Annotated in this window: 10 protein-coding genes; 7 read left to right on the top strand and 3 right to left on the bottom strand. The window is 41.8% G+C overall.

The genetic code is table 11. The annotated features are described in order from the left end of the window. Positions 1 to 2 precede the first annotated feature (2 nt). Together ABF638_RS17535 and ABF638_RS17530 are read left to right on the top strand one after the other, a co-directional pair. The gene (locus ABF638_RS17535) at positions 3 to 2282 is read left to right on the top strand and encodes a hybrid sensor histidine kinase/response regulator (protein WP_435024184.1); all 2280 of its coding nucleotides are present in this window, start codon (positions 3 to 5) and stop codon (positions 2280 to 2282) included. Between the two features lie 323 nt (positions 2283 to 2605). After that, positions 2606 to 3520, top strand: coding sequence for a hypothetical protein (locus tag ABF638_RS17530; RefSeq protein ID WP_435024182.1), 915 nt, complete (start codon positions 2606 to 2608; stop codon positions 3518 to 3520). Between the two features lie 164 nt (positions 3521 to 3684). Here ABF638_RS17530 and ychF read toward each other — a convergent pair whose 3' ends face one another. From ychF to yidD, 3 genes are all read right to left on the bottom strand, one after another. Beyond that, positions 3685 to 4776, bottom strand: coding sequence for a redox-regulated ATPase YchF (gene ychF, locus ABF638_RS17525; RefSeq protein WP_181927819.1), 1092 nt, complete (start codon positions 4774 to 4776; stop codon positions 3685 to 3687). Positions 4777 to 4821: 45 nt separating this feature from the next. Beyond that, on the bottom strand, positions 4822 to 5049 hold the full coding sequence (locus tag ABF638_RS17520) for a hypothetical protein (protein WP_435024180.1): 228 nt from the start codon (positions 5047 to 5049) through the stop codon (positions 4822 to 4824). Between the two features lie 132 nt (positions 5050 to 5181). Further along, complete coding sequence (gene yidD / locus ABF638_RS17515) at positions 5182 to 5448, bottom strand: membrane protein insertion efficiency factor YidD (protein ID WP_435024178.1); 267 nt, start codon at positions 5446 to 5448, stop codon at positions 5182 to 5184. Between the two features lie 61 nt (positions 5449 to 5509). Between yidD and ABF638_RS17510 the strand changes: the two genes are divergently transcribed. The 5 genes from ABF638_RS17510 to ABF638_RS17490 all read left to right on the top strand — a co-directional run bounded on the left by ABF638_RS17510 (position 5510) and on the right by ABF638_RS17490 (position 12142). Then, a complete protein-coding gene (locus ABF638_RS17510; RefSeq protein ID WP_435024176.1) occupies positions 5510 to 6229 on the top strand; it encodes a diacylglycerol/polyprenol kinase family protein in 720 nt (239 codons plus the stop codon). A gap of 247 nt (positions 6230 to 6476) precedes the next feature. After that, complete coding sequence (locus ABF638_RS17505; protein WP_435024175.1) at positions 6477 to 6815, top strand: CTB family bacteriocin; 339 nt, start codon at positions 6477 to 6479, stop codon at positions 6813 to 6815. Between the two features lie 1257 nt (positions 6816 to 8072). Further along, positions 8073 to 9581 (top strand): HlyD family secretion protein, encoded by a 1509-nt coding sequence (locus ABF638_RS17500; protein ID WP_435024174.1) that lies wholly within the window; start codon positions 8073 to 8075, stop codon positions 9579 to 9581. Positions 9582 to 9631: 50 nt separating this feature from the next. Further along, complete coding sequence (locus ABF638_RS17495) at positions 9632 to 11800, top strand: peptidase domain-containing ABC transporter (protein WP_435024173.1); 2169 nt, start codon at positions 9632 to 9634, stop codon at positions 11798 to 11800. Positions 11801 to 11830: 30 nt separating this feature from the next. Continuing rightward, positions 11831 to 12142 carry a hypothetical protein gene (locus ABF638_RS17490; protein ID WP_435024172.1) on the top strand — a complete coding sequence of 104 codons (312 nt, stop codon included), beginning with the start codon at positions 11831 to 11833 and terminating at the stop codon, positions 12140 to 12142. Positions 12143 to 12212 lie beyond the last annotated feature (70 nt).

The raw sequence follows: 12212 nt of genomic DNA, 5'->3' as shown, positions 1-12212 counted from the left end.
AAATGGCAGGTAAAAATATTAAAGTTTTGTTAGTAGAAGATAACCCTGGTGATGTCTTTTTATTACAGGAGTTGTTAAAGGAAGTTAGCACAGTTGTAGTTGAGTTGATGCCTGTTGAGCGGCTTTCCGAAGCCCTCAACTACCTAGCAAAGGAAGTTTTTGATGTAATTCTGTTAGACCTCTCGCTGCCAGATAGCCAGGGATTGGAAACCTTTGTCATGGCTCACCTTCAGGCAAAAGCTACTCCAATAATTGTGCTGACAGGTATAGATGATGAAACCCTAGCAACTAGGGCAATGCAGCAAGGAGCACAGGATTATTTGGTAAAAGGGCAAGTAACTGGCGACTTGCTGGTGCGTTCTATGCGTTATGCCATTGAGCGTCAACGGGCAGACGACGCGCTGCGCCATAGTGAGGAGCGATTTCGGGTTGCCCTGAAAAACTCTCCAATCTTTGTCTACAACCAAGATCAAGAGTTACGCTATACCTGGGTTTACAATCCCCCATCTGGAGTGACTGTTGAAGAAATATTGGGCAAACAAGACTTAGATATCATCCCAGTAGAAGATGCTCAACGTCTCATCACAATTAAACGTGGGGTGCTAACCACGGGGATAGGAACGCGAGAGGAAGTGTCAATAACCATCAAGGACACAACTCGATATTACGATTTAACTGTCGAGCCATTGCGAAATGAGGCGCAAGAAGTTGTCGGCGTGACATGCGCCAGTATCGATATTAGCGAACGGCAAGCCGCACTGCGCGATCGCAAATTGGCAGAAGAAAAAATCCGCGAACAAGCAGCATTACTAGATGTCACCACAGATGCCATTTGCGTCCGAGATTTAAACAATCAAATTATTTTCTGGAACCAAGGTGCAGAAACACTTTACGGCTGGAAAGCGACAGAGACTTGGGGCAAAAATGCTAGTGAGCTTTTGTATGACGAACCTTCACCAGAAATCGAAGCTGCTCTGTTGCAAACTCTTAGTAAAGGTAAGTGGCAGGGTGAGTTAACTAAACTGACTAAAATGGACAAGGAAATTCTCGTTGCTAGTCGCTGGAGTCTAGTATGCGATGAACAGGGCAAACCTAAATCAATTCTTACCGTTGACACAGATATTACCGAGAAAAAACATTTAGAAGCCCAATTGTTTCGCGCTCAACGCCTGGAAAGTATTGGCACTTTAGCTAGTGGTATTGCTCATGACCTCAATAATATCCTGACACCGATTTTAGCAGGAGCGCAACTGCTACCGCTGAAATTTCCCGATGCAGACGAGCGGACTCGTCATCTACTGGAAATTCTGGAAATCAACGCTAGACGCGGTGCTGATTTAGTCAAACAGGTGCTATCCTTTGCACGAGGTGTAGAAGGGAAGCGCATCACTTTGCAACTCAAACATATAATTGTGGAAGTTGGCAAGATTCTTAAAGAGACATTTCCTAAATCTATAGAAATCAGCACTGATGTACCACAGGATTTGTGGATGGTTTCTGGAGATAGCACCCAACTGCATCAAGTACTGATGAACCTCTGCGTTAACGCCCGCGATGCCATGGCCAATGGTGGTACTTTGAGTATCTCTGCCGAAAATCTGTTGATTGACGAAAATTATGCCCGGATGAACCTGGAAGCCAAAGAGGGGCCTTACATAGTGATTACTGTCTCCGATACTGGAGTTGGGATTCCTAGAGAAATATTAGATAGAATTTTTGAGCCATTCTTTACCACAAAAGATGTGGGACAAGGCACTGGTTTAGGACTTTCCACAGTTCTGGGTATTATTAAAAGCCACGGAGGTTTTGTAAACGTGTATAGCGAACCTGGAAGTGGCACTAGCTTTAAGGTTTACTTGCCAGCAGTGGGGGGAATGGAAACACTCAGCCCCGAAAATTTGCCACCACAGATAGGACATGGAGAATTGATTTTGGTTGTGGATGATGAAGTTGCCATTCAAGAGATAACGAAAACATCATTGGAAACTCACAACTACAAAACCCTAATTGCCAGTGATGGCATTGAGGCGATCGCGTTATACGCTAAAAATAGAGACAAAATTAGTGTCGTACTGATGGATATGATGCTGCCTTCGTTGGATGGTTTGACTGCCATCCGTACCCTGCAAAAAATCAATCCCCAAGTCAGAATTATTGCCAGTAGTGGACTTATGTCTGACAATAAGCTCAGTGCAGCAGCTGCCATTGGTATTAATACGTTTTTGTCGAAGCCTTATACTGTCAACGAATTATTGCTTTCTTTACAGAAAGTACTATCTTAAGTCTATGGAATCCGCTTTGATTTCTGAAATTATTTGCGTAGGTAGGCAATAGGCAATAGGCAATAGGCAACAGGAAACAAGCCTCTTCAAGTTGTACTGATTTTTTTCAAAAATCAAATAGGAGTCCTATATACCGTAGCCTTGCCAAGGCGGGACTTATTATCTGTATCTTAATCCGGCATTAGTATAATTACTTAAATGACTCCATAGCTGTGAGTACAAAAAAGCTGCTTTATTGAATGGTGCGATCGCCTGGATTTGATATGATTGAGCATCGGCTAACACACATCTCTTACCGATACTCAGAGCTTCGCTAAATCAATATGCCTCGATTTCTTAGGTTAATTATAAATATAGTAATCTTGAGTGCATTGTTACTCATATCCCAGCAAGTTGGGGCGCAAGATTGGCGTCCGGTTCGCGGTGGTATCCCTTTCGGCATCAGTGGTATGGCTTTGATAGAGCAGCAAAGCAATACGCTCGATTTTCTGATTGTCCATGACAACAAACAAAAAAATCAAGGTCGTGTAGCAATCATCAGCATTAAGGATAAAAACCAACCTGAATATTTCCCCTTGAACTGGCCAAATAATACAGAGTTGCCCATAGATTTAGAAGCTTTAACATCTGTTCCAGACAAAACAAAATCTTCTTTTCTCGCTATAAGTAGTTCTGGAAAAGCTTATTACATCAAGTTAGAGCCTGCCAATAAGACCATTTCAGTTCTCAAGGAATTCAATCTTCCAGGAATTATTTCAGGAAATAATTTTGAAGCATTTGGATTACAAAATATAGACGGCAAATTAGTTGCTATTTGGGGACATCGAGGTGAAGGAGAACAACCAGCAACTATTTTTTGGGGATTTTTGGACTTAGCTAAATATCAAATTACTCTTGCAGGTTCTGCCAATCTGAAAGTACCGTTTCCATCTGGCAATGTTCGTCATATTTCAGATATTAAGATAGATCCCGTAGGAATTGTGTACATCACCTCAGCAAGTGATGCCGGAGATGATGGCCCATTTCAGTCAGCTGTGTATGTCGCTGGTTATTTAGGATTGGATGGGAACAAAATTGCATGGCGACAAAGTTCTCAACTTGTTCCCCTCTACCGCTCTGACTACCACAAAATTGAAGGTATAGAACTTGTTCCTGGTGCAAAAGGCGGTGTGATTGTTGGTACAGATGATGAGAATTTGGGTTCCTATGTATACGTTTTGGGTGGAAGTAGCTACTAGATTTTGAGGATTGCTGGTTTATTTGCGATCGCTAGCAAGTTACCATACATATATCGAATATTTTGTCAAGATTTACAAGTGCGATGCCTAGGTTGGGCAAAGTCTACGCAACTTGGTGTGGGTTGACCATTATCTGATTGATAACGGTCACTGATTAATTACCCCTACACATTAAATCGGAACAACATTACATCCCCTTCCTGCACAACATACTCTTTCCCTTCACTGCGAACCAACCCTTTCTCCTTTGCAGCATTCATCGAACCAGTTGTTACCAAATCTTTATAAGCAACAGTTTCGGCGCGGATAAATCCCCGCTCAAAATCACTGTGGATTACACCAGCAGCTTGAGGCGCAGACATTCCAGCATTAATTGTCCAAGCACGGGTTTCTTTGGGGCCACAAGTGAAATATGTCCGCAAACCCAAAAGTGTATAAGTTGCCCGAATCAATGATTTCAAACCGCCTTCTTCCACACCTAAAGACGCAAGAAAATCAGCTTTATCTTCCTCTGGTAACTCTACTAACTCCGCTTCAACTTGGGCAGAAACTATCACAACTTGGGCATTTTCTGTCGATGCAATTTGCCGTACTGTTTCTACAAAATGATTACCAGTTGCCAACTCATCTTCAGATACATTGGCCGCGTAGATAATCGGCTTATAAGTGAGCAGTTCTAATCCTTTAATAATTTCTGTTTCTTCTTCATTCAAGCTCACCTGACGCACCGATTTACCTTCATTTAAAGCCGCAGCTAATTTTTCTAATACTGTGATTTCAAACTGTGCATCTTTGCTGGTACGAGCTAGTTTACGAGTGCGGTCAATTCGTCGCTCAATTTGTGCTAAATCTGATAAACCCAGTTCTATATTAATGATTTCAATATCTCGTGCTGGGTCAACAGAACCAGCAACGTGGATAATATCGTCATTCTCAAAACAACGTACCACATGGACGATCGCATCAACTTCCCGAATGTGGGAAAGGAATTGATTCCCTAGTCCCTCACCCTGACTTGCACCTTTAACTAAACCGGCAATATCTACAAATTCAACCCGCGCCGGGATAGTTTGTACCGAACTGGCAATCTTAGCAAGAACATTTAACCGTTCATCCGGTACTGCGACAACGCCGACATTCGGTTCAATCGTGCAAAAAGGGAAGTTAGCTGCTTCTGCCTTGGCATTAGCAACTACAGCATTAAATAAAGTAGATTTTCCGACGTTGGGAAGTCCGACAATTCCGGCTCTTAGCATTTTGGATTTTAGATTTGAGATTTTGGATTACATTACCAAGTTAATCTAAACAGGTTCCGGTATGGTTTGGGGAATTGGTGCTGGAACTGTTTGAGGAATGGGAGCAGGTATTGGTTCTGGTACAGGCCCCGGTAATGGTTGGGGTATAGCTGGCCCTGGTACAGGTTCGGGACTCGGTAGCGGATTCGGCTCAGGATTGGGACTAGGTAGCGGGTTTGGACCAGGAGTAGGAATTTGTGGTTCTGGTATAGAAATTGCAGTGGGATTAATCATGAGAAGTCTAAATTAAATTATTCAACCTTCCCAAGGTAGATGACAACCTCATCTGTTGACATCTCCCCAAATAGCTATACCCAGCGACACTTCCTTTAACTTGAGCATCAGGCATTAGAAATTGCTTATTAATTATTCTTCCCCGCCCCTCTGCTCCTCTGCTCCTCTGCCCCTCTGCTCCACCACCACCTCTGGCACGGGGTCGTAACCACCTGGATGAAACGGATGACAGCGCAAAATCCGCAGGGTTGCCATCCAGCTACCACGCAATACTCCAAATCGTTCAATAGCTTCAATAGCATACATCGAACAAGTTGGTTGAAAGCGACAACTCGGAGGAAACAATGGCGAGATAAACATTCGGTAGCCCCGAATCGGCCAAATTAATAATAGTTTCATTACAGTTACCTAAATCTTATAAATTAGTTATAGAGGTAAAAATTTTCATCTTGTCGCATCTTTGTTAATCACATTTTCTGAATTCACCTCAATTCCGGTTTTATGGCTGCAAATTGCGTTGGCTGTGCCCGCCGAAGGCATCGCTGCAATTTGGGTGTTACTCATTCTCCTGATTGCATGGGTGGTAAACCGCTTTGCCGACAAGCCAGAAATCGTGCGGAAGATAGTTCATATTGGCACTGGTAATGTGATTTTAATCGCTTGGTGGCTCGATATTCCCGCTAGCGTCGGGATTACAGCTTCTATTTTAGCGAGTGCAATCACCTTATTATCCTATCGATTGCCCATTCTTCCTGGTATTAATAGCGTTGGACGCCAAAGTTTAGGGACATTCTTTTACTCTGTCAGTTTCGGTATTTTAGTTGCCTGGTTCTGGTACTTGCAACAACCCCAGTACGCAGCACTAGGAATTTTGATTATGACTTGGGGAGATGGACTAGCAGCCTTAATTGGGCAACGCTTTGGTCAACATAAGTATAAAGTTTTTGGGACAGAAAAAAGTTGGGAAGGCTCTCTGACTATGATGCTGGTTAGCTATCTTGTCAGTAGTTTGATTTTAGTTGGAACTCAAGGAAACAGTTGGCAAGCTTGGGCAGTATCACTTTTAGTAGCAGTTATAGCTACAGCTTTAGAAGCTGTTTCATTTTTGGGTATTGACAATTTAACAGTTCCTTTAGGTAGTGCAGCCCTTGCTTACTTTTTAACCATAACCATAATGTAAAGCTTGTGGTTGTAGGTATCCAAAATATGTTCATTTACTGTAAATACCTTCAAAAACACCAAATATTGACCATACCTGCTCTAGCGCATTGATATATCTAAAACAAATACAGGATTTTATATCTATCTTGAGAAACAAAAATGCAATTTTGTTTTATGTCTCCAGGTTTATGAAATCCTGACAAACAATGCCTATAGTTGGGTCTTAGGTGGACACACACCTAATTTCGTAAGTGAGGCTAACAATCATGTCACATCAAATAATTACATCTGAGTTGCTTAACGAGTTATCTGATCAGCAACAACAGATGCTAGTCGGTGGTGCCGACTTTGAGTTGAGCGGTAGCAATTTCGGTAACAGACGGAATATTTTATTTGGAAAAACCAGTTCCGGCCCCCACGGTAGCAAGGCCACTTCCGCAGGCATTAGTAATACCGTCAATACTGCTGCACAAGACTTCTTGGGCTTGGGTGGAAATATTCCTACAGGAATTGGAGCCTTGGGTGCGTCACCAGTTGGTGGTGATGGTGATCAAGCCAACGGTGTTGAGAACGGTCTTGACGATATTGAAGTTGAAATTGAGTAGGCATAGATGGCTTGAAAGAATCAGCTGTCACACCAAAGCACTTCACAAATTTAGGTAGTGAATAGTAAGTGGGTTCTCAAACAGTCAAAAGTGAAGAATAAATCAAGTTTTTTATCAGACTCGTTCTGGGTTCCTACTCCCCTACCTAAAATGTGCAATTTTGAACAAAATAGCTGATATTGCAAGAGTCACCTTATTCAATTTCCAAAACAATACCGCAAACTCCGCTATCGTGATAGTGCTGAGTAATATGGTTGCTCAAGGCTTTCTCTCCTTGGGTGCTTGAACCAGCCCTAGATTCCAGAGCTTTCCTGTAATTTTCCTTTTTGTACAATCTAATGATTTAGCTAAATACCTTAAGGAAAACTCCATCAGCGAGTTAGGCTCTGGAATCTTTTATAAAAGAGGTACGTAAGTGAGGCTAACCAATGATGTCATATCAAATAATGACATCGATTTGGGTGGATCTGTTTCCACGGAAATTACAGGTTTACTCGCCGTCTCTTTCCTTTAACTATTTCCACAAGTTACCTGCAAAAGTTGTCACATCAGAGCGCTTCACAAATTTAAGCAGAAAATGGTGAGTATGGGTTTTCAAATAGTTAAGAATGGCGATTTGTTTAGTCAGATAGCGAAGTTGACTGTGCTATCTAGGTGGTGTTGAACAATTTCGCCACTCAAGGTTTCTTCTCATTGATTTGTAGAAGCGATCGCAGATTTTGAAAATATCCTGTCTACAGATGTGCTGTCTATATAACCCAAATATCTAAAATCAAGACTTTCCGCAAAACTACATCCACCAATCAATCTCTGTAATGGTGATTTTTCATTAGGATTATACTAGTGAGGCTAACAATAATGCCACACCAAATTGTCGCATTTTTGGGAATAAAAGGGGGATGAAGGAGACTATTATGACTCGCTCAACGTAAGTGAGGACTTTGAGGGAGTTTGAGCGTTCTCCTACATTTTTTTAACGCGTTGCACACGTTAGAAATTTGAGGAAGGTGATTCTGGCGCGTCGCGCATACCTTTCTCTTCCCCCCTTTTCGATTATAGAACATTGTAAAGCATGATGTTTGTCACTGTTAGCAGCATCTGTTACCGTTTCACTTTTTAGCAAAGTATTTTTAGCAGGTAAGCCGTAAACACCTTATTTAGAGGGATTTATCAATGCCTTTGTGTCAACGCAACAGGCTTGACTTTTAGATCACCTGATTTTTTCATGTATCCATTCACAACAAAAGGTGCAATGCCGTGAAATCCTTACGCACAGTGGAGGACTCTTCTTGGAATAGGTTTAATGAACCTAATCCAGACCAACTTCATTTAGTTGAAGTTAACGAGTTTCTCCCTCATCTCGGTAAATGGACAAACTTTGGAGGAGGAATTCTGCTAACTATTTTTGTGGCAGGAGTGAGTCTTACATCAGTTCTGAATTACAACGTCACGGTTAAAGTTCCTGCAAGTATTCGACCTGTTGGAGAACAGCGAATTGTTCAGTCTGCGATGAATGGAACCATTCAAAAGATAGATGTTCAAGAAAATCAGGTGGTAACTAAAGGACAAGCTATTGCTTACGTTGATGATTCTCAACTCCAGACCCAAAAAAGTCAATTAGAAAGCAGTATTCAACAGAGTCAATTGCAACTAAATCAAATTGATGCTCAACTCGGTGAAATGAATGTCCAAATTGCGGCTCAGACAAACTTAATTAACCGCACAATTATGGCTGCACAAGCTGAGTTAGGTGGTATTCAACGCAACTATCAAGATCAGCAAATTAAAGCTACAGCTGATATGACAAAAGCAGAATCAGCTTTGACCTTAGCGAAGGTGCAAAAAGAGCGATTGCTGCGAGAAAAAGTCTTAATAGCAACGGTTCAAGAGGCGGAAGCAGCTTTGAAATTAACTCGGCTACAAAGAGAGCGATTGCAGCCGATAGTAGCATCAGGAGCAGTTCCTCGTAATCTGTTTGAGGAAAAAGAACAAGCGGTTAAGTCTGCTGAAGCGAAGCTAGAAGAAGCTAAAGCTAGCGCTAAAAATCTCATGGAGGAAAAAGAACACGCTTTTAAGGTTGCACAAACGGACTTAGAAAAGGCTAGAACCGCTATCAATCCTAGTAATGCTGTTGTAACAGTGGCATCTGAACGGATTAAGCAGGAACAAGCAAAAGGTGAAGCGACCTTAGCAGCTTTGAACAAAGAAAGAGAGACTCTTTTACAGCAGCGCCTTGAATTGCAAAAGCAACTCGATCGCAGTGGTCAAGAACTACAACAAGTAAAAACCGATCTAAATAAGAGTGTAATTCGATCGCCAATCGCCGGAACCCTGCTGCAATTGAATCTTCGCAACCCAGGACAGGTAGTTCAAGCCAGTGAAGCGATCGCTCAGATTGCTCCCCTCAAAGCTCCTTTGTTAATTAAAACTCGCGTGCAGGCTCAAGATATTGACAAGGTGAAAGCGGGTCAAAAAGTCCAAATGCAAGTTTCCGCTTGTCCCTATCCAGACTATGGCACTCTCCAAGGAACCGTCGAAACAGTTGCACCAGATGCTCTACCAACTTTAAAAAACAACGCAGATCAGAATGTGGCGCAGGTACTCGCTTATCAGGTAACTATTCAACCGCAAAAACCATATTTGGGTAGAGGCGATCGCCAGTGTCATCTAAAGTCGGGGATGGAAGGTAGAGCAGATATCATTTCCCGCCAAGAAACAGTACTTCATTTCATTCTCAGAAAAGCTCGATTAATTACAGATTTTTAATTCAAAATTGCTCTGCTGACTTTGTGTACCAATTTTAAAGGTCGGTAAATATGTTTGATCTATTTAAATTCCGTAAAAATTATCAGTGTGTTTCCCAGTTGAGTGAAGAAGACTGTGGAGCAGCTTGTCTAGCTTCGATTTCCAAACATTACGGGCATTTTTTAAGCATCAATCGCAGCCGAGAAGCGGTAGGAACTGGACAGCTAGGAACAACTTTGCTGGGTCTAAAACGTGGATCTGAGAATCTGGGTTTCAATGCTAGAGCAGTTAAAGCTTCACCTGCGATCGCAGACAGAATCACAGAACTAAACTTACCAGCAATTATTCATTGGCAAGGCCACCACTGGGTTGTTTTATATGACAAGCGGGGGAGAAAATACGTTATTGCCGATCCAGGTGTGGGTATCCGTTATATCACCAAAGAAGAGTTAACAGCAGCTTGGAATGGGGTCATGCTCTTACTAGAGCCAGATCCGGATCGCTTTTTTAAGCAACCCAAAGAGAAAGCACAAGGTGGCTTAGGGCGCTTTTTAATGCGGATCTTGCCTTATCGGGGATTACTGAGTCAGGTTTTGATGATCAATATTGTCCTGGGTGTGATGGCTCTCAGTACCCCAATCCTCATCCAACTGCTGACAGATGATGTTCTTGTGCGCGGCGATACCCAATTACTCAATGTTGTGGTTTTAGCCGTTATCGTCATGAGCTTGTTCAGCAGTGGTCTGCAAGTATTGCAATCCATCATGATTGCCCATTTTGGTCAACGGCTACAATTAGGACTTGTCTTGGAGTTTGGACGAAAAATTCTCCAATTGCCCTTGAATTACTACGAATCTCGCCGCAGCGGTGAAATTATCAGCCGACTGCGAGATATCAACGAAATCAACCAATTGGTATCGCAGATTGTAGTTCTTTTACCTAGTCAGTTTTTCATTGCAGTAGTTTCGTTCAGCTTCATGCTGTTTTATAGCTGGCGGTTGACATTAGTAGTCATCTTCATTGTCTTATTAATGACCATATCTAGCTTGCCTTTCTTACCCATCCTCCAGCAAAAGACCCGCAGTCTCTTGGTCTTAGGGTCAGAAAATCAAGGTGTTTTAGTGGAAACCTTTAAGGGAGCGCAGGTAGTCAAAACCACAAACGCCGCTCCCCAATTCTGGGATGAATTACAAAGTCGTTTTGGTCGCCTTGCTAATCTCACTTTTGGGACTATCCAAATCGGAATTATCAACAGTACTGTTGCTAGGCTTATTTCCACCATTGGCGGCATCATTTTACTTGGACTAGGAAGCATCCTGGTGATTCAGGGGGAATTAAGCATAGGTCAAATGCTGGCTTTTAATGTCCTACAGGTTAATGTTCTAGCTTTAATTAACTCGTTAGTTGGATTAATGGATGAATATGTTCACTCTCAAGCAGCAATCTCTCGCCTTCTAGAAGTTATCGATGCTACACCAGAAGTGGTCGGGACTGGTCAAAAGCCGACTGCACAAATCTCTGATGATGCAGACATTCGTTGTTCCCATCTCCAATTTCACCATGCTGGCAGAGTTGACTTAATAGAAAATTTTTCTCTCAAGTTACCTGGAGGGAAGGTGATTGCTTTAATTGGTGAGTCTGGTTGCGGTAAAAGTACTTTGGCAAAATTGATCGCAGGTTTATATCAACCGAACTCTGGTAATATCCGCATTGGTTTTTTTAATATCCAAGACCTTTCGCTTGATTGCTTGCGACAACAAGTAATTTATGTACCCCAAGAACCTCACTTTTGGAGTCGCTCGATTTTAGATAATTTCCGCTTAGGAACGCCTTATATTTCCTTTGAAGAAATTGTTAAAGCTTGCCAGATTGCTGATGCAGACGGCTTTATCAGTCAACTTCCTAATAATTATCAAACTGTTTTAGGGGAATTTGGGGCAAATCTCTCTGGTGGACAAAGACAACGATTAGCGATCGCTAGAGGCATCCTTACTAATCCACCTGTACTGATTTTAGATGAAGCAACCGCTGGACTTGATCCGGTAAGCGAATCTCACGTGCTAGATCGGTTGTTGGAATATCGAGAAGGCAAAACCACGATTTTGATTACCCATCGTCCCAGCGTAATGAATCGCGCTGATTGGATTGTACTACTAGATAAAGGTGAGGTGAAACTACAAGGGACTGTAGAGACTTTTCTATCTCAACAAGGAGACCACTTAAAATTTTTATCTCTGTAAAAATTAGGCTCTATATGAGCAAATACAACTATGTCTAAAAATACCAAATCCCAAAATCCTGAATGGTTCAGGTATTTGTCTGAAAAAGAACAGGAAAGCCTAGTTGCTGGGCAAATTACAAATATGCCAGATGAAAATATGCCAGTGAAAAGTAGTTTTTTTCTCCAACAAAATAACATTCAAACTATGGCAGATAATACATTGAATTTTGCAAATGGTGATGTATATTCTCAAAACACTAGATATATTTCATCACAATTTACACTAGGGTATACTATAAAAATTCGATTTCCAAATTTCCCTTTATTTCTAAACAAAGCAACCAATTTTATGAGGAATTAAATCCTTTGCTTAGTTAAAAGTTGGTTTGTTGTATTGAATTGCTTCAAATGCATAAATATTTATGCATTTG

It is taken from the genome of Nostoc sp. CALU 1950 (assembly GCF_051172895.1).
Taxonomy (GTDB): Bacteria; Cyanobacteriota; Cyanobacteriia; order Cyanobacteriales; family Nostocaceae; genus Nostoc; species Nostoc edaphicum_A.
The sequence above is the reverse complement of the archived record's forward strand: the minus strand, read 5'-3'. Positions and strand labels throughout refer to the sequence as shown.